General features: G+C 70.2%; 20 protein-coding genes. 12 read left to right on the top strand and 8 right to left on the bottom strand.

Annotation, left to right across the window (positions count from 1 at the left end):
- The first annotated feature begins 34 nt into the window (after positions 1-34).
- Positions 35-763: a TetR/AcrR family transcriptional regulator gene (locus HUW46_RS00115; RefSeq protein ID WP_215545298.1), complete on the top strand. Its 729-nt coding sequence runs from the start codon at positions 35-37 to the stop codon at positions 761-763.
- On the opposite strand, the gene HUW46_RS00120 is transcribed toward HUW46_RS00115, so the two are convergent.
- Both HUW46_RS00120 and HUW46_RS00125 read right to left on the bottom strand, forming a co-directional pair.
- Positions 750-2,210 carry an alpha-L-fucosidase gene (locus HUW46_RS00120; protein WP_215545299.1) on the bottom strand — a complete coding sequence of 487 codons (1,461 nt, stop codon included), beginning with the start codon at positions 2,208-2,210 and terminating at the stop codon, positions 750-752. The genes HUW46_RS00115 and HUW46_RS00120 overlap by 14 nt on opposite strands.
- Before the next feature lie 160 nt (positions 2,211-2,370).
- The gene (locus tag HUW46_RS00125; RefSeq protein WP_215545300.1) at positions 2,371-2,940 is read right to left on the bottom strand and encodes a GrpB family protein; all 570 of its coding nucleotides are present in this window, start codon (positions 2,938-2,940) and stop codon (positions 2,371-2,373) included.
- Positions 2,941-3,101: 161 nt separating this feature from the next.
- On the opposite strand from HUW46_RS00125, the gene HUW46_RS00130 reads away from it, so the two are divergent.
- Both HUW46_RS00130 and HUW46_RS00135 read left to right on the top strand, forming a co-directional pair.
- On the top strand, positions 3,102-4,265 hold the full coding sequence (locus HUW46_RS00130) for a cytochrome P450 (RefSeq protein ID WP_254125645.1): 1,164 nt from the start codon (positions 3,102-3,104) through the stop codon (positions 4,263-4,265).
- Complete coding sequence (locus HUW46_RS00135; protein WP_215545301.1) at positions 4,262-4,867, top strand: VC0807 family protein; 606 nt, start codon at positions 4,262-4,264, stop codon at positions 4,865-4,867. Before HUW46_RS00130 ends, HUW46_RS00135 begins: the two co-directional genes overlap by 4 nt.
- On the opposite strand, the gene HUW46_RS00140 is transcribed toward HUW46_RS00135, so the two are convergent.
- Both HUW46_RS00140 and HUW46_RS00145 read right to left on the bottom strand, forming a co-directional pair.
- Entirely contained in the window at positions 4,800-5,210 is a 411-nt protein-coding gene (locus tag HUW46_RS00140) for a RidA family protein (protein WP_215545302.1), read from the bottom strand. The genes HUW46_RS00135 and HUW46_RS00140 overlap by 68 nt on opposite strands.
- A gap of 40 nt (positions 5,211-5,250) precedes the next feature.
- The gene (locus HUW46_RS00145) at positions 5,251-5,934 is read right to left on the bottom strand and encodes a GNAT family N-acetyltransferase (RefSeq protein ID WP_254125647.1); all 684 of its coding nucleotides are present in this window, start codon (positions 5,932-5,934) and stop codon (positions 5,251-5,253) included.
- 129 nt (positions 5,935-6,063) lie between these two features.
- Here HUW46_RS00145 and HUW46_RS00150 point away from each other — a divergent pair, with 129 nt between their 5' ends.
- The 7 genes from HUW46_RS00150 to HUW46_RS00180 all read left to right on the top strand — a co-directional run bounded on the left by HUW46_RS00150 (position 6,064) and on the right by HUW46_RS00180 (position 11,254).
- Positions 6,064-6,507: an ester cyclase gene (locus HUW46_RS00150; RefSeq protein WP_215545303.1), complete on the top strand. Its 444-nt coding sequence runs from the start codon at positions 6,064-6,066 to the stop codon at positions 6,505-6,507.
- Positions 6,504-6,998, top strand: coding sequence for a DUF3237 domain-containing protein (locus HUW46_RS00155; RefSeq protein ID WP_215545304.1), 495 nt, complete (start codon positions 6,504-6,506; stop codon positions 6,996-6,998). The genes HUW46_RS00150 and HUW46_RS00155 overlap by 4 nt, the downstream gene beginning before the upstream one ends.
- A 187-nt stretch (positions 6,999-7,185) precedes the next feature.
- A complete protein-coding gene (locus HUW46_RS00160; protein WP_331477209.1) occupies positions 7,186-7,692 on the top strand; it encodes a fluoride efflux transporter FluC in 507 nt (168 codons plus the stop codon).
- Positions 7,689-8,057, top strand: a complete 369-nt coding sequence (gene crcB, locus HUW46_RS00165) for a fluoride efflux transporter CrcB (RefSeq protein ID WP_215545305.1) — start codon at positions 7,689-7,691, stop codon at positions 8,055-8,057. Before HUW46_RS00160 ends, crcB begins: the two co-directional genes overlap by 4 nt.
- Before the next feature lie 119 nt (positions 8,058-8,176).
- Positions 8,177-9,658 (top strand): LCP family protein, encoded by a 1,482-nt coding sequence (locus HUW46_RS00170; RefSeq protein WP_215545306.1) that lies wholly within the window; start codon positions 8,177-8,179, stop codon positions 9,656-9,658.
- A gap of 13 nt (positions 9,659-9,671) precedes the next feature.
- Positions 9,672-10,034 (top strand): hypothetical protein, encoded by a 363-nt coding sequence (locus tag HUW46_RS00175; RefSeq protein ID WP_215545307.1) that lies wholly within the window; start codon positions 9,672-9,674, stop codon positions 10,032-10,034.
- Positions 10,035-10,252: 218 nt separating this feature from the next.
- Positions 10,253-11,254 (top strand): hypothetical protein, encoded by a 1,002-nt coding sequence (locus tag HUW46_RS00180; RefSeq protein ID WP_215545308.1) that lies wholly within the window; start codon positions 10,253-10,255, stop codon positions 11,252-11,254.
- 41 nt (positions 11,255-11,295) lie between these two features.
- Here HUW46_RS00180 and HUW46_RS00185 read toward each other — a convergent pair whose 3' ends face one another.
- Positions 11,296-11,622 (bottom strand): twin-arginine translocase TatA/TatE family subunit, encoded by a 327-nt coding sequence (locus HUW46_RS00185; protein WP_215545309.1) that lies wholly within the window; start codon positions 11,620-11,622, stop codon positions 11,296-11,298.
- Between the two features lie 237 nt (positions 11,623-11,859).
- On the opposite strand from HUW46_RS00185, the gene asnB reads away from it, so the two are divergent.
- The gene (asnB, locus tag HUW46_RS00190; RefSeq protein ID WP_215545310.1) at positions 11,860-13,692 is read left to right on the top strand and encodes an asparagine synthase (glutamine-hydrolyzing); all 1,833 of its coding nucleotides are present in this window, start codon (positions 11,860-11,862) and stop codon (positions 13,690-13,692) included.
- 200 nt (positions 13,693-13,892) lie between these two features.
- Here the strand turns inward: asnB and HUW46_RS00195 are convergent, their stop codons facing one another.
- Positions 13,893-14,489 (bottom strand): TetR/AcrR family transcriptional regulator, encoded by a 597-nt coding sequence (locus HUW46_RS00195; protein ID WP_254125649.1) that lies wholly within the window; start codon positions 14,487-14,489, stop codon positions 13,893-13,895.
- 76 nt (positions 14,490-14,565) lie between these two features.
- Here HUW46_RS00195 and HUW46_RS00200 point away from each other — a divergent pair, with 76 nt between their 5' ends.
- The gene (locus tag HUW46_RS00200) at positions 14,566-15,408 is read left to right on the top strand and encodes an alpha/beta fold hydrolase (protein WP_215545311.1); all 843 of its coding nucleotides are present in this window, start codon (positions 14,566-14,568) and stop codon (positions 15,406-15,408) included.
- Between the two features lie 42 nt (positions 15,409-15,450).
- On the opposite strand, the gene HUW46_RS00205 is transcribed toward HUW46_RS00200, so the two are convergent.
- Together HUW46_RS00205 and HUW46_RS00210 are read right to left on the bottom strand one after the other, a co-directional pair.
- Complete coding sequence (locus tag HUW46_RS00205; RefSeq protein WP_215545312.1) at positions 15,451-16,101, bottom strand: DUF998 domain-containing protein; 651 nt, start codon at positions 16,099-16,101, stop codon at positions 15,451-15,453.
- Between the two features lie 116 nt (positions 16,102-16,217).
- Positions 16,218-17,330: a VanZ family protein gene (locus HUW46_RS00210; RefSeq protein ID WP_215545313.1), complete on the bottom strand. Its 1,113-nt coding sequence runs from the start codon at positions 17,328-17,330 to the stop codon at positions 16,218-16,220.
- Between the last annotated feature and the right edge of the window lie 110 nt (positions 17,331-17,440).

Below are 17,440 nucleotides of genomic sequence, written 5' to 3' on the forward strand. Positions count from 1 at the left end.
TACCCGTTACCCGGCTGCCGATACACTTCCCGTGATGACGCCCTCAGGCAGCCCGCGCCGTCCGGACGGCCGCGCGGCACGGTGGGCGGGGCAGCGCGAACGCCGCCGCCGCGAGTTCGTCGACGCGGCCTTGCGCGCGATCGCTGAGCACGGCCCCGAGGTGACCACCGAGCAGATCGCCGACGAAGCGGGCGTCGTGCGCACGCGGCTGTACAAGCACTTCGACGACACCGCCGATCTGCAGCGCACCATCGCCGACCGCGCCGCGGAGCTGATCACCGCCGAGCTCACCCCGCTGTGGGAGCTGACCTCGACCCCGATGCAGATGATCACCACGGCGGTCGGCGCGCACACCGGCTGGCTCGCCGGGCACGGCAACCTCTACCGCTACCTGACCCGGCACTCCCATGCGGGCAGGCGCGACGGCCGCGACGCGGTCACCGACGTCAAGACGACCATCGCGCGGCAGCTCACCGTGCTGTTCGAGCACTATCTGACGATCTTCGAGCTGGACTCCCGGATCGCGGACGCCCTCGCCTTCGGCATCGTCGGGTTCGTCGAATCCACCACCGCCCGCTGGCTGGAAAACCCGCGGCAGATCGAACTCACCGACCTCGCGGGTCTGCTCTCCCACTGGATCTGGCGGATCCTCGACGACACGCTCCGCGCGGGCGGCGTCGAACTCGACCCCCACGTCCGGCTCTCCGACCAGGCCCCTTCCCCCGTTCCCCCGCCGGACGGGAACCACGTCAGCGAGCCGTGACGGCGAGCACGACCGGGAACTCCTCGCGCACCCCACCGGGCAGGCGCGGCAGGTCGACGACGATCCCGCCGGACGTCCTCGCCCACGGCAGCGGCGCACCGTGCCCGCCGAGCAGGCGCACGCGGGACCCCGCGCCGATCGGAAGGTCGCCGGGGAGCGCGAGGCAGCGTCCCGGCCACGACGGCGCGATGACGTGGAACGCGTCGCGCGTCCGCGTGTAGCGCAGTTCCCCGTCGCCGTACCGCAGCCACGGGACGGATCCGTAGACGGCGCGGCCGTTCACCCGCAGCCACGCGCCGATGTCGGTCAGGCGGCGGCGCATCCAGCCGGGGATCGTGCCGTCGGCGCGCGGGCCGATGTTCAGCAGCAGGTTGCCGTTCTTGCTGACGATGTCGACCAGGAGCGCGAGCAGGCGCGCCGAGGGCTTGATCTTCGCCGGATCCTCGTTTTCGCTGTAGCCCCAAGAACTTCCCATGGTCAGGCACGCCTCCCACGGCGCGGGGCGCGGCACGTACGCCTTGTCGCCCTCGACCGTCACGTAGTCGGCGTGCGAGGCTTCGAACCGGTCGTTCGCCACTACGTCCTTGGGGCGCGGGCGGTTGGCCGCCTGGTTGTAGAAGTAGGCGAGGATTTCGTCGCTGCGCCAGTCCCACACCCGCGGCCGGAAGATCGGGCCGCCGCCGAACTCGTGGTACCCCTGGCCGTCCGCCCAGAGCAGGTCCGGGTCGTAGCGGTCGATGAGCGTTTTCAGGTGCGCGTGCTCGTAACCGGTCACGTAGTCGGCGACCGGGCGATAACCCGTGTACGGGATTTCCACGCCGGTGTAAGGGTTTCTCGGCGGAGTGCCCAGCGCGGGGTTGTAGAACTCGCCGAGGGAGTAGTAGAGGCAGCGCTTCAGGCCGGTGTGCTCGGCCGCGGAGAAGAGCTCCCCGACGAGGTCGCGGCGCGGGCCGAGCACCACCGAATTGCGGTCCGACACCGCGTTTCCGAAGAGCTGGAACCCGTCGTGGTGCTTCGCGGTGAGGACGAAGTAGCGGGCGCCCGCCTCCTGGAACAACCGGACCCAGTCACGCGGGTCGTACCGGCGCGCGGTGAACCGCGGCAGGAACGCGTCGTAGTCCGCGTCGCGGCCGTAGGTCAGGAGGTGGTGTTCGCGCGTGCCGGTGCCCCTGGCGGGATCCGCGACGTTCATCGCGTACGAGTACCATTCGGCGCTGTGCCTCGCGTCGCCCCACGCGGGCACGGCGTAGGCGCCCCAGTGGATGAAGACGCCGAACTTGGCCGCCGCGAACCACGGCGCGACGGGATGCGCGGTCAGCGAGGAACCCGTTGCCAGGTAAGGAATGCGGCCGGTGGCACGAGCAGCGGCGGGTAGCGCGGTGAGCCCGGCGGCGAAGCCCGCGGCGGTGAGCAGAGTGCGACGACTGATCCGGCCTTCGTCCCGCATCGGACCCTCCGGTCATCTGATGTCTATACCTATCACACCTACCAGGCGGGGTATCGGCGATCAAGACTCACAAAGAGCTTCTTTGCAGGCACGGGAAAAGGCCGGGTTGGCGATGACCGGTCAGCGGAACACCGGTCAAGACATCCGATGTGTCGTCCCGTCAGGGCACCGTCCACCCGGTGTCGGCCGCCCAGCGCTCGGCACCGGCCATCAGCACCTCGGTGGCGCGGGCCTTGATCTGCCCGTAGTCCGCCAGGTCCGGCGCGCTCGCGGCCAGCCGCTGCTTGAACGCGCCCCACGCCCCGCGCACGGATTCCTCGGCGCGCAGGTAATCGCGGAACAGCAACGCGAAGCGCGCGTTCGGGCCGCCGCTCTCCCGGAGGTGGACGTTGCACCTGCGGGCTCCGGCGGGTGGCGCGAAGACGAGCTTGGCGCACTGGATCCCGCCGGACACCTCGACCCGGTTCCACGGCTCGGGACGGCACCGGAAGCCGATCGCGGAGAACAGCGCGTCCGCGCGCGCTTCGTCGATCGAACGCACCCTGACCTGCACGTCGATGCAGTCCTTCGCGGCGAGGCCGCGCACCGACGTCGAACCGACGTGGTCGATCGCGACCGGGAGGTCCCCGAGCGCGGCGGTGAGCATCCCGGCCACCCGTTCGAACTCCAGCGGCCAGTCCTGGCGGTAGCCGACCACCTCGACCGGAGCCAGCTCATCGGGAAACGGCATGCGCCCGACGATACCGGCGGCCACGCCCCACGCAAGACGTCTACAATGGACAGCGCAGCGGTCTCCACTCACAGTCCTCAGTGGACGGTCGGTCGGCTCCACCCCGATCTCCACCCTGGAGTGGTCCCGCGGCACCCCCACTGCTTCGTAGCGTCTGCGGCGTGACGACTTTCGAGGGTTTCCCGGTGCGGCGCAGCTGCCCGCACGCACCGCCGTCCGAATACGCCGAGCTGCGGGCACGGGCGCCGCTGGCCAAAATCGGGTCGGCGGCCGGCCGGACGACGTGGCTGGTGACCAGGCAGGCGGAAGCGCGCGAGGTGCTCGCCGACCCGAGGATCAGCGCCGACTCCACCGCGCCGGGGCATCCCGCGGCCAGGGAGTCCGCGGTGCGGCGGGTGCTGATCGACATGGACGGCGCCGAGCACGGCGCGTTCCGGCGCCTGCTCACCCCGGAGTTCACCCTCCGGGCGGTCAGGGCGAAGCGCACCCGGCTGCACTCCATTGTGGACACACTGCTCGACGGCATGCTCGCCGAGGGCGGACCGCGCGACCTGGTGCGCGACTTCGCGCTGCCGGTCCCGTCGCTGATGATCTGCGCCCTGCTCGGCGTGCCGTACTCCGATCACGAGTTCTTCCAGTCGCGGACCCGGATCGCGACCGATCTCGACGAACCGGCGGCGAGCCAGGGCGCGGCGCTGATGGAGCTGCGCGCTTCCCTCGTGGACCTCGTCGAAGCGAAGGCCGCGGATCCGGGCGACGACCTGATCAGCAGGCTGCTGGCCGGACCGGCGACCCGTGCCGAAGTGGCTTCCCTGGCCACGATCGTGCTCATCGCCGGGCACGAAACGAGCGCGAGCATGATCGGGCTCGGCGTGGTCACGCTGCTGCAGCGGCCGGACGTGCTGGCCGCGCTGCGCGAAGGCGACCTCGGCTGGCCCGCGGTGGTCGAGGAACTGCTGCGGTACCACTCGATCGGCGAACCGGTGCTGACCAGGGTCGCGGCGGCCGATCTGGAGATCGGCGGCGAACTGATCCGGGCGGGTGACGGCGTGGTCGTGCTCGGCGCCACCGCCGACCGCGACGAGCGGGCGTTCGACCGCGGAGACGAATTCGACCCGTACCGCGCCACCCCGCGGCACCTCGCCTTCGGGCACGGCGCGCACCGCTGCGTCGGCGCCGATCTGGCGCGCGCCGAGCTGGAGATCGCCTACCGCGCGTTGTTCGAGCGGATCCCCGGGCTCCGCCTCGCTGTCGACGCCGAAGCGTTGCCCTTCAAGTACTCATCGGAGATCTTCGGCCTGCACGCGCTGCCGGTGACGTGGTGACCCGGCTGATCCGGCTCGGCTTCGACCTCGGGCTCGCCCCGCTGGCCTACTACGGCTCGCTGCTCGCCGGGGTGGCGACCCGCCCGGCACTGGTCGTGGCGACGGTGGTGGCCGCGGCCTGGCTGACGGGAACGATGGTGGTCCGGCGCGAAGCCGAAGTGCTGTCGGCGTTCATGCTCGGTTCGTACGGGCTGATGCTCGCGATCGCCTACCTCGCCGAGGACGAGCGCGTGCTCCTCCTGCGCGACCCGGCGACCAGCGGGCTCGCCGGGCTGGTGTTCCTGGTCGGCTGCGCGGTCGGCAGGCCCGCGACCTGGTACCTGGCGCGCAGGCTGCACGGCGAGGCCGCGACGGACGACAAGCGGGCCCACACGGTGCAGACGCTGGTGTGGGGCTGCGGCCTGCTCGGCGAGTCGCTGGTGCGGGTGGTGCTGATCTTCGTGCTGCCGCCGGCGGTGACGGCGGGGCTGTCCACGGTCGTCGAACTGGCCGTGCTCGGGGTGCTGCTCGGCTGGACGATCCGGTACCGCGCCCTCAGGAGTCGAGAACGGCGGCCACGGCCTCGATTTCCACGAGCTGATCGTCGTAGCCGAGCACGGTGACGCCCAGCAGCGTGCTCGGCACGTCGTGGTCGCCGAAGGCGTCCCTGACCACTTCCCAGGCGGCCACCAGGTCTGCTTGGCGGGTCGACGCGACGAGGACCCTCGTGCTGATCACGTCGGGCAGTTCGGCACCGGCCTCGGACAACGCGATCCGCAGGTTCTCCACGGCCTTCGCGGCCTGGCCGGCGTAGTCCCCGATCGCGGCGGTGGATCCGTCCTCGTTCAACGGGCAGGACCCGGCGAGGAAGATCAGCCGCGCGTCGGCGGGGGCCGTGGCGGCGTAGGCGTACTCGGCGACGTCGGACAGGGTGGACGAGCGGATCAGCGTGATGCCACGGGACATGGCGGCCATCCTGGCAAAGATCCCGCCGCCGCGCCCCTGGTTATCGCACGCGCTCGGAGTTCCAGTGGCGGCCGCGAGTGGCGCGCGAATGCCTGCCGCGCCGCGATCGCTCCGGCGGGCCGTCCGGGGTGAGGTTCGGGTGGAGTTCGGCGAACTCGTAGGCCGTGATGCCCATCCTCACCACGTACTTGATGCCACCGAGCGCCAGCTCGGTGTCGCGGAGGCGGCCTTCCTCCCGGAAGCCGAGCCCGCCGTGCAGCGACAGCGACGCGAGGTTCCCGCCGTAGATGCTCACCTCGCACTTGCGGTAGCGGCGCTGGGCGAACATGAACGAGAGCAGGACGATGATGGCGTCGCCCGCGTACCCGCACCGCCGGTGCCGCGCCCCGATCCCGACGCCGTAGCTGAACACGTCGGCGGAATGGTCCGCTTCGGTGACGCACAACGACCCGACCAGCATCCGGCCGCCGCGCAGCGTCTCGATCGCGAACTGACGGGTGTCGCCCGAATCCCCGGCGCCCGAGCGGTGCGCTGCCCAGTGGCGATATCCGCCCACCTGCGGCGTTTCCTCGCGCGCCGCGTCGCGGTCGAAGCCGGTCAGCGTCCGGTGGTCGACCGGCAGGACCTCGCGCAACCGGACCTTCCGGCCAGCCCAGCCCGGCGAATTCGCCGGAACCGGACCGGGGAGACCCGTCAGTACTGGGCGGCGCGGCTGAGTCATCATCGCCAGCGACGATATCGGGCCGGGTACCCGCCTGTGCAGAGGTATGGCCTTCGATCCGCCGAACGGGCGCTCGGCGGGTTGTTTATACATACGATCGACCGTATTGTTTTTCTCGTGAACCCTCGGAGAATGATCGAACTGGCACAGGCGCTCGCCACCGCGAAGAGCGAGCAGGACCTGCCCGCGGCCATGCGGCTCTTCCACCGCGACATGGTGCTGGAAACCCCCGCCTTCGGAACCGAGGCGCGGGGACTGGCCGAGAACGAGAAGGCATTGACCCGGTTCTTCCGCTCCTTTCCGGACTATCACGTCGTTTTGACCGGGCACGCGGCGGGCGAGAACACCTTGGTGTGCTGGGGAACCGCGCGGCTGACCATGACCGGCGACCGGTTCGGCGTGCTCCCCCGCGGCAGGACGGCCGAGCTGCCGGTATTCGTCCAGTTCTCGTTCCGCGAGAACCTGATCGCGCACGAACGGTTCTTCTTCGATCTGGCCGAACTGTGCGCCCAGTCGGGCGTCTCCACGGACGCGGTCCGCCGGACGCTCTTCGGGGAAACGGGCGCAGCCGCATGACCGCGGACGCGCGGGTGAAGGCGATCGGCGACCTCACCACGGAACACTTCTTCGATCTCGTCGTGGATCTCCACCCGCCACTGGACCTCGGCGGCGGGCCGTGCGGCAAGCGTGTGCTCTTCGGCGCCGCGGGCGGTTCCTTCCGCGGCCGCGACCTGCGCGGCGAAGTGCTCGCGACCGGCGGCGACTGGGCACTGTTCCGCCCGGACGGCACGATGGGGCTCGATGTCCGGCTGACCTTGCGCACCCACGACGGCGCACTCGTGCACATGACCTACGGCGGCCGCTGGCGGACCCCGCCCGAAGTGCGAGCCGAACTCGCCGATCCCCGCGAACGGCACCGGGTCGACCCCGCCAGGTACTACTTCCGGACCACTCCGCTCTTCGAGACCGGGGACGAGCGCTACGCGTGGTTGAACGACCTCGTCTGCGTGGGATCGGGGTACCTGGTCGAGGGCGGGGTCGCCTACCGGGTCTCGCGCGTGACCTGACTCTCCACTGTGGACCGTACCGTCCGGTTCGGACCGGTGTGCCGCACCGGGAAACCGCCTCGGCTACACTCGGGGCGACGCGGCGGTGGGGCTCGCCGCTCCGGGAAACCGGAAGAACCGCAGCACCTCGCGCCGCCAACGGTCCCTGCTTGACCAGTATCGTCTTGGACTCAAGTAGGAGGTACGTGTGAGCGGCGAGAACGAATCAGGTGAACTCGTCGACCCGGATATCGATCTGCGGGTCCCGGCGCAGCGGCGAGAACTGGCGCGATCGCACGGCGTCGTCCTGCTCGTGATCGCGATCGGCGGCGGGCTCGGCGCGATCTCCCGCTACGGTCTCGCCGAACTGCTCCCCGCAGGGCCAGGTGAATTCCCGGTGGCCACCTTCCTCACCAATGTCGCGGGCTGCTTCCTGATCGGCGTCCTGATGGTCCTGATCACCGAGACCTTCTCGGCGCACTACCTCGTGCGCCCGTTCCTCGGCGTCGGATTCCTCGGCGGTTTCACCACTTTTTCCACCTATGCCGTGGAAACCCGCGGGCTGCTGACGCCGGGCAGCATCGGCGTCGCCTTCGGCTACCTTGCGGGAACGCTGCTGTGCGCGATGTTCGCGGTCATCGGCGGGGTCTGGCTCACCAGGACGGTGACGAGCGGGCGGGAAGCCGTGCGCCACCGGGAAGGAGCGCGCTCGTGACCGTCGCGATCGTCTTCGCGGGCGCGATGATCGGCGCCCCGCTGCGGTACCTCACCGACCGCGCCGTGCAGAGCCGCCACGACAGCCTGTTCCCGTGGGGGACCTTCAGCGTCAACCTGATCGGGTGCCTGCTCCTCGGCGGGCTGGCCGGTGCGGGCCTCGCGGTACCGGCACCGCTGTCCGCGTTGCTCGGCACCGGGTTCTGCGGCGCGCTCACCACGTACAGCACGTTCAGCTACGAGACGCTGCGGCTGGTGGAGCGGAAGGCCTACTTCTACGCCGCGATGAACGTCGTCACCACGGTCGTCGCGTGCCTCGGCGCCGCGCTGCTCGGGTACGCCACCGTCCACGCGCTCACCGGCTGAACAGTCCCTGTGGCCGGTCTCACCGCGTCCCATGATCAACCCGGCGCGGCGCCGCGCGTCTACCACCGAAACGGCCTCTGCCACCGGAAAGCGGCCGCTGCCGGGTCATGGAGGTCGATGTGCACCGCGAACCGAACAGGCCACCGGCGCGCCGCCGGACGAGGACGGCGGCCCGCGTCGCCGTCGGACTGGTGTCCCTGCTGGTGCTCGTCGGCACCGGGATCGCGTCGACGATGATGACGAGCCTGCTGACCGGCCTGCACACCTCGGACGCGCTGGACCCCGGCGGCCCGAGGTCGGCGGACGGCGCGCTGAACATCCTGCTGATCGGGCTCGACTCCCGGAAGGACCAGGACGGCAACCAGCTGCCGAAGGAGATCCTCGACCAGTTGCACGCCGGGGACGGCACCGAAGGCGGCTACAACACGAACACGCTGATCCTGATCCACCTCCCCGCCGGCGGCGGCAGGGCGAGCGCGGTGTCCATCCCGCGCGACGACTACGTCACGGTGAAGAGCATCCCCGGCTACACCCACGCCAAGATCAAAGAGGCCTACGGGCTGGCGAAGTACTACGCCGAACAAGGGCTCGCGAAACAGGGCGTCTCCGGCGCCGAACTCGAGACGAAGGGCCGCGAAGCGGGCCGGAAGGAAACGCTGGACACCGTCCGCGACTTCCTCGACGTGCCGATCGACCGGTTCGCCGAGGTCAACCTCGCCGGGTTCTACGACCTCGCGACGGCGCTCGGCGGCGTCGAGGTGTGCCTGAACCACCCCGTGCACGACGACTACTCCGGCGCGAACTTCCCCGCTGGCCGCCAGACGCTGAACGGCTCGCAGGCGTTGTCGTTCGTGCGGCAGCGGCACGGTCTCGACAACGGCGATCTCGACCGCACGCACCGGCAGCAGGCGTTCCTCGCCTCGGTCACGCACAAGCTGCGCGACGCGGGCACGTTCACCGATCTCGGCAAGCTGCAGGACCTCATCGACACCGCGCGCAAGGACGTCGTGGTGTCGGCGGGCTGGGACATCCTGTCCTTCGCCCAGCAGGCGCGGAACCTGACCGGCGGCAACCTCGAGTTCTCCACGCTGCCCGTCCAGGGCTTCGAGAAGGTCAACGGCCAGGAGGTCAACAAGGTCGACGTGGCGCAGGTGCGGGCCGCGGTGCGCACCGCGTTCGGCATGACCGCGCCCGCCCCGCCGTCCCCGTCGGTGCGGGCGTCCTCGACGATCGACGTGCGCAACGCGACCGGGAAGAACGGCCTCGCGGCAACCGTGGCGCAGGCGCTCGCGCCCTTCGGGTTCCGCACCGGCGACCTGCGCAACCTCGCCAGTACCACGTCTTCGGTCGCCTACGGGACCGGCGCGACAGACGACGCGTCCTCGGCCGCGAAACTGCTCGGCGGCCTCCCGGTCAGCCAGGACACGCACCTGCCCCGAGGCCACGTGCGGATCACGCTCGGCACCGGCTTCGCGCTCCCCGCCGCGCTCGGACCGCACGGCGCGGACAGCCCGCCCGGCGCACCCTCGAGCCCACCCGCACCGCCGCCACCGCCGCAGGGCGGCACCGTCGACGGCGGCGGTGTCCCCTGCGTCGACTGACCGGCATCCTGCTATGTCCAAAGTGGACAAAGACCGGATGGGCTGGGCGGCGTGCACGGTTCCGCCGGTCGGCCGGGGCGAGCACGCCCTCCGCGTGCACGGTCCGATCACGGCGACCCCGAAGGCGACACCGACCTGCATGAGGGTCTGGATGGCGCCGGAGGCGGAGCCCGCGTCGCGCTCGAGGACTTCGTGGAGCGCGGCGCCGACCAGCGGGCTTACACCGAGGCCGTTCTGCGGTCGCAGCGGCAACAGGAAGAACAGCCCGCTGTCGCCCGCGACGAAGAGCAGCGCGATCACGTTGCCCGCACTGCTGCGGGCGTTCGCCGAGGTCGCCGCGGCGGAGGACGGCCGGGTGCCGGTCCGTGCCCCCTGACCGCGTCGGCGGGAATCGTCGGGGGAATCGAATCGGGCTTCCCATTCCAGGACGGCCGTATTCGCCCGTTAACGGACACTCCAGGCCGAATGCGATCAGGTTGCCGTAATCGACCGGAATTTCCGGCACCCGTTGGCAGGGAAATCACCGTGACCGTATAGTGCGATCGCGCGAGCGGTGTGCGCGGGAACGGTTTTGTGGTGAAAGTGGTAGCGAACATGACGAATGCCGATGCCGACCAGGTGAATCTCGTCGGGCGGCTGCACCCCTCGCAGCGGTGGCGCGTGCTCAGCGGCCCGGTTTCGGTGCTCAGCGCGCTGGTGGTGCTCTTCGGTACCGCGCTGATGATCACCGCGCCCGGCAAGGATCCGCGCGCGCCCGGCACGCCCGCGGTGGGACAACTGGTGTTCGGCGGTGTCGTGGCGCTGGCAGCGCTGTGGCCGCTCGGCAGGCGGGTGCTGGAACTCGTCCGGGGCAGGGTCGAACCGGTCACCGACGCGGAAACCGGGGTGACCGCGATCCGGCTCCCGATCACCCACCGCGTGCTCGCCCGGATTCCCGCGGCTCCGGACGCCACCGGCCCGAACCGGTTCTTCGGCCGTGGCGGCTGGCCGGGGACGTTCGCGCTGACCGCGGTCGTGCTGGCGCTCGCGGGAGTCGGGCTGTACCGGGAAACCGCGCACCTCGGTTCCGGCGCCCCGTGGCTGTGGGGCTCGGCCGGGCTGCTCCTCGCACTCGCGTTCGTGGTCGGCCGTGCCGGCACGCCCGCCCTGCTCGGTGTCTTCGGCACCGCCTTCTACGGCGTGTTCCTCCTGCTCGCGGGCCCATTCTTCGTGCAGTCGCTGGTGTTGTCGCTGCGCGGAGAGACCACGGAGGCGGTGATCACGCAGATCGTGCTCGACCCGCCCGCGTTCGCTTCCCGCGACACCGGGTGCAGTTCCTGTTCACACACCCACGGCTTCGCGGTGGCCACCCTCGACGGCACGCCGCTGCGGGGCGCCCCCTATGGCGGCTGGAACGTCCACGTGCACGATCACGTGCCGGTGGTCTTCGATCCGCGGGGTCAGTTCGACAGCAGGGGGCCGGGCGAGGTCGAACCGGTGCTCGACGGGCTGCTCACCGCGGCCGGCGCGCTCATCGCCCTCGGCGTCGTCCGCTCGGCGGTGCTCGCACGGCGGCAGCGCGCCGCGGCGAAAGCGCCGGCCGAGCCAGCCGCCTGAAGTGTTCGACCGCCCGCTCGTTGCCCGAACCGCGACGAGGGTCAGGTGGCGTCCGGGTCGACCGGTGACCGTCCACTTCGGACCGACCCGGCAGGCGCGGCGGGGGCGTCGGCGGTCAGGTACCGGTCCAGTGCCGTCTTCGGGTCGAAGTCGCGCAGCGACCGCAGATCTTCCAGCGGTTTGCGCAGCTCGTCCAGTTCCGGACCGATCCCGGCGCGGACCTCCTCGCGCGCACCGGCGGCGAACTCGCGCACCTTGCGCACGGCCTGCGCGAGCCACCGCGTGGCTTCGGGCAGCCGTTCGGGGCCGAGGATGAACAACGCCGCTACCAGGAGGATCAGCAGATGCTCCACACTGAGGCCGAACACGCCACCTCCCGAAGTCCGATACCGCCATCGTAGGCACTTCCGCGCCACCGTGCACAGTCCACAATGGACCAAAGGCGGGAACGGCACCCGAAAAAGGGGAATTGGCACGGTATCCGCCACCGTGGGCGATCTCCGGCGGCGGCGACCCGATCACCACCCGTCTGTCGTATGGCGGAAGCCTGCCGCGAGGGCTGATAGTTAGCATCGGCAACATCTTGTGGTGATAAGGAGGTTACCGTGTGTGGCATCACCGGCTGGGTCTCGTTCCGCCGCGACCTGCGCGGGCAGGCGTCCGAACTGGACGCCATGACCGCGACGATGGCGTGCCGCGGCCCGGACGATTCCGGCACGTGGTACGCGGAGCACGCGGCACTCGGGCACCGCAGGCTGGCCGTGATCGACCTGCCGGGCGGCACCCAGCCGATGACCGTCGACACGCCGGACGGCACGGTGGCGATGGTCTATTCCGGTGAGGCCTACAACTACACCGAGCTGCGCGACGAGTTGCGCCGTCGCGGGATCACGTGCACCACGGACTCCGATACCGAGGTGGTGCTGCGCGGCTACGTGGAGTGGGGCGAGGCGCTCGCCGACCACCTGAACGGCATGTACGCCTTCGCGATCTGGGACGGCCGCGCCGACAAGCTGGTCATGATCCGCGACCGGATGGGCATCAAACCGTTCTACTTCTTCGAAACCGAGGACGGCGTGCTCTTCGGGTCCGAGCCCAAGGCGATCCTGGCCAACCCGCTCGCCGACCACACCGTCAGCCTCGACGGGCTGCGCGAGATCTTCGGGTTCGTTAAGACCCCCGGCCACGCCGTCTGGAACGGCATGCGCGAGCTGCGCCCGGGGCATCTGGCCACAGTGGACCGCAATGGGCTGCGGGAAACCCGCTACTGGCGGCTGGAAGTCAGCGAGCACCGGGACGACCGGCAAGCCACCGTGGCGCACGTGCGGGACCTGCTCGACGACATCATCCGGCGACAGCTGGTCGCCGACGTGCCGCGGTGCACGCTGCTCTCCGGCGGGCTCGACTCGTCGGCGATGACCGCGATCGCCGCGGCGCAGTTGCAGGAACACGGCGAGGTGGTGCGCAGCTTCGCCGTCGACTTCCCCAACCAGGCCGAGAACTTCCGCGCCGAGGAGGTCGCGCCGACACAGGACACCCCGTACGTGCACGCGGTCGCGAACCACATCGTCTGCGAACACGAGGACATCGTGCTCGACGGTGCCGCGCTCGCCGATCCTTCGGTGCGGGCCGCCGCGGTCGGCGCGCGGGACATCCCCTCGGGGATCGGCGACCGGGACAACTCGCTGTACCTGCTGTTCAAGGCGATCCGCGGCCAGTCGACGGTAGCGCTGTCGGGTGAGTCGGCGGACGAGGTGTTCGGCGGCTACCCGTGGTTCCACAACGAGCAGCGCGAAGCCGAGACGTTTCCCTGGCTGGCCAACCAGAACTCGCCGATCAACCGCGGCGGCCTGCTGGCCCCGGAGGTCGCCGCCGCGCTCGATCTCGACGCCTACACCGCCGACCGGTACCGGGAAGCGCTGCGCGAGGTACCGCACAAGGACTCCGAGACCGGGCTCGAACGCCGGATGCGCGAGGTCTGCTACCTGCACCTGACCCGGATGGTGCAGACCCTGCTCGACCGCAAGGACCGGATGTCCATGGCCGTCGGGCTCGAGGTCCGCGTGCCCTTCTGCGATCACCGGCTGGTGCAGTACGTGTTCAACACGCCGTGGTCGCTCAAGACCTACGACGGCAGGGAAAAGAGCATCCTGCGCGGCGCGACCCGCGACGTGCTGCCGGAATCGGTGGCGAACCGGAAGAAGAGCGGCTACCCGGGCACCTACGACCCGGCCTACCTCGCCGCGATCCAGCAACAGGCGCGCGCACTGATCGCCGGTGATCACGCGGTGCTGGACTTCTACGACCGCGAGCAGGTGCGGACCGCCGCCGGGGCAACGGTTTCCGGCATCACCAACCTCCAGCGGGCTGGCCTCGAACGGTTCCTCGACCTCGCGACCTGGATGGACCAGCGCACGCCCACGGTGAAACTGAGCTGACCTGGGCCTAGAGTCTGTATCGAAGTGGCGTAGCCACTTGAGTGGGCTGTCACCTTGCACCGCCGCGGGTTCTCAGGTGGTTCCTCGCGAGGACAGCTCCACCGTGGTGACCTGGCGGTCATGAGGTGGAGATCCCGGAGTGAGGGGCCGCCTGAGGTTCCGCTACCCGCACCGCCACGCAAAGCACTTTGACACAGGCCCTAGTCCGCGTCCATCGCGGCGCGGGCGAGATCCGCGATCGACCGCCCCGCGGCGAGCAGCGGCTCCCCGCTGCGCGCCGCCCTCGCCAGCACGAACGCGCCTTCCAGCATGCTGATCATGGCGTACGCCAACGTCTTCGCCCGCTCCTGGTCCGGTACGAAACGCCCGAACCACGCGGTCGCCCCGGTGATCCACGCGTCGAAGACGTCGGAGGTGGCGATGCGCAGCTTTTCGTTGGTGCTGGCCACTTCCAGCGCGATGGTGGCGATCGGGCAGGCGTCCTCGTAGTCGGTGGCGGCGAGTTGCTCGGCCGCCATCCGGAACGCGAAGCCGAGCGCCTCGATCGGATCGGGGACGCTGTCCAGCAACGACATCACCAGCTGCCCGTACTCGGGGCCGGAAACGCGGATGACGTCGTCGGCGAGCTGTTCCTTGCCACCGGGGAAGAAGTGGTAGATCGAGCCGAACGGCGCGTGCGACTCGGCGGCGATCTGCTTGAGACCCGTGCCCGTGTACCCCTTGCGGCGGAACAACTGCCCGGCGGCCTCCAGCACCCTCGCCCGGGTGTCCTGCGCCCCGGCCTGCCCGCTTGCCACGTGTTCGCCTCCTCGACAACGTCCTGCCGATACCCTAGCCTAACCCCAGTAGAACGATCTATCTAGTGGAGACGCGATGCCCAGGATCGAACTGTCCGCGGGGCCGATCGACTACGCCGACACCGGCGGCACCGGCCCCGTGCTGGTGTTCACGCACGGCTTCCCGATGAACGAATCGCAGTGGCGCAAGGTGGTGCCGCTGCTCCCCGGCTACCGCTGCGTGCTGCCGACACTGCCGCTCGGCGCCCACCGGCAGCCGATGCACGCCGACGCCGACCTCTCCCAGCGCGGCCAGGCGCTCCTGCTCGCGGAACTGCTGGAGCGCCTCGACCTGACCGACGTCACGCTCGTCATGAACGACTGGGGCGGGCCGCAGTTCGTGGTCTCCGAAGGCAAGGCGGAGCGGGTCGGCAGGCTCGTCATGGTGGCCTGCGAGGCCTTCGACAACTTCCCGCCGAAACCGGCCAGGCCGTTGGTGGCGCTCTGCCGCGTCCCCGGCGGGCCCCGGCTGATGACCAAGCTCTTCCGCACGAAGCTCTTCCGCCACAAGTACGGCGAACTGAGCAAGCGCGGCATCCCCGGCGACGTGCTCGACGACTGGTTCGCCCCGGCGACGCGCGACAAGGAGATCCTCCGCGACCTCGTCAAGTTCGCGACCTCGTCACCGCGGAGCGCGGTACTGCTCGACTGGACCGCGCGCCTGTGCGAATTCGACCGGCCCGCGCTCGTCGTCTGGGCGGCCGACGACCGGATGATGCCAGCCGGGCACGGCCGCAGGCTCGCCGATCTGCTGCCACAGGGCAAGCTCGTCGAGATCGCCGATTCGGCGACGCTCATTCCCGAAGACCAGCCGGAGCGTCTCGCCGAAGCGCTGACGCGGTTCCTCGCCGACACCGGGGCCGACTCCCCCGCCGGGTAGGAAACCCGTGCCGGGCAAGGGTTTCCTACCCGGTTGGCCGGGTCACTCGCGCGGCAGGTCGCGCAGGATCGCGTCACCCTTGGTCAGCCAGGCGAACCCGAAGGCCAGTATCGCGATCGCCTCCAGCCACAGCGCCGGGTGCAGGGACGCGAGCTCCGCGGAGAAGAACGCGCTGCACACCGCGATGAGCACGAGGCACACCACGATCGTCCACCCGGTGACGACGTAGACGAAGTTGCGCTGCGCCTTGCGCTCGGTGGGTTCGGTCTTGTCCGTCCTGGTGAACAGGACGAGGCAGAAGAAGGCCAGCGACAGGAAGAAGACCCCGGCGAACACCAGGTGCAGGGTGCCGAGCGTCCGGTCCGTGGCGGTGGGATCCGCTGGCGTGGTCGGGCAGACGGCGAGACCGATGGCGGCGACGGCCGCGATGTCGCCGGTGATCTCGTCGAGCCGGTCATAACCCCGGTAGGACAACAGGAACACCCCGGTCGCCACCATGGCGCCGACGAAGACGTCCCGCAGATCCGTGTGGTAGTAGCTGCTGATCGAGTTGAGCAGGCCACCGCCGTCGACGACGAACTTCCCGAGCACGAGCACGAATGGCAGCGCGACACCGATCACGCCGATGGCCCTGCGGAGGAAGAGGTACGAGTGGACGAGGGTGTCCTGCGGGCGTGCGGTCGCCTGGGTCATGGCCACCTCCGGGGCAGTGCGGGAACCGTCCCCGTTCCCATCGGCAGGCGCCCTCCCCGCGCTGAAGTCCCTTCGGGAAAACGAAAGCACATCGTGAGGTTCCCGTGAACTGACGGTCAGCCGCGGGCCATTGCCCCGTCTTCGGTCTCGGCTTCCTTCACGCGGCGGGCGCGGGCATCGATCACCCGCAGCCCCGAGACCAGCCCGCTCAGCCCGCGGTGGTCGCGGGGACGCCACAGCAGGACGAGACTCACGAGGACGAACACCATGGCGGCGAAGTCGAGGCCGCACGACACCAGCGTGAAGTACCCGCCGGTGCCACCGGCGAACCGCAGCAGCAGCCGCCACGAACTCGGCGGCTCCCCGTCGGGACCGACCGGGGCGAGCAGCACGATCCGCTGCCCCATCGTCGCGCCGCGCCCGGCCAAGGGCACGAAGAGCAGGAGCGCGGCGACCGGGATCGCGTAGCTCAGCAGCCAGTCGAGATCCGGATCGGGGTCGGCCCGGTGGTGGCGGAGCAGCGCGACGACCGCGCGCCCGGCGAGCAGCACGCCCGAGAGCAGCGTCACGAAGAGCGCGTCGAGGAAGGCGCCGAGCAGCCGCCGCCGCGTCGTCACCGGGCGCGGTTCGGTGGGCGCGAGCCGGACCCGCTGCCACGGAACGAGGCGCAGTGCCGGTGCCATCACCACACCGAGTACCGCGCCGGTGGTGTTCACCAGCAGGTCGTCCACGTCGAACAACCGGTACGAGCAGCCGAAGAGGCCCCAGACCCCGGTCAGCTGCGTGCATTCGATGAACAGCGACATACCGAACCCCGCGGCCACCACGACCAGCGGCCGAAGCCGGAACAGGTGCCTGCCGAACATGCCGAGCGGCACGAACAGCGCGACGTTCAGCACAACCTGTTGCAGCGCACCGTTTCGCAGCAGGGCACCGAGGCCGGGCCCGGTCGCCTCGGCGCGGATGTCCGAGAGGAACTGGAACGGCCGCAGCTGCGGCTCGGTGGCGTGCCGCGCGCACCACTCCGGCGTCGTGTCGGGGACCGGCAGCAACGTGTAGGTCCACAAGGCCAGCGCGTACACGAGGCAGCCGAGTGCGAGCACCATGTGCCCGAGACCGAATTCCCCGCGGCGCCGGTAGCTCCAGGCGAGGTACGGCACGGCCAGCAGCAGGGCGAGCACACCACCGCCGAGAAAGGCGACCACGGCAGGAGTTTCCCGGTCGATCATGTTGCCCGAGCCTACTGCGGTGGCGACGGGTCACCGGCACCGGGCGACGGGATGGATCCCCGTCGCCCGGAATTCACTTCGGTGCCATCAGGGACGGGCTGATAATCGTT

The sequence above is a fragment of the Amycolatopsis sp. CA-230715 genome (genome assembly GCF_018736145.1).
Taxonomy (GTDB): domain Bacteria; phylum Actinomycetota; class Actinomycetes; order Mycobacteriales; family Pseudonocardiaceae; genus Amycolatopsis.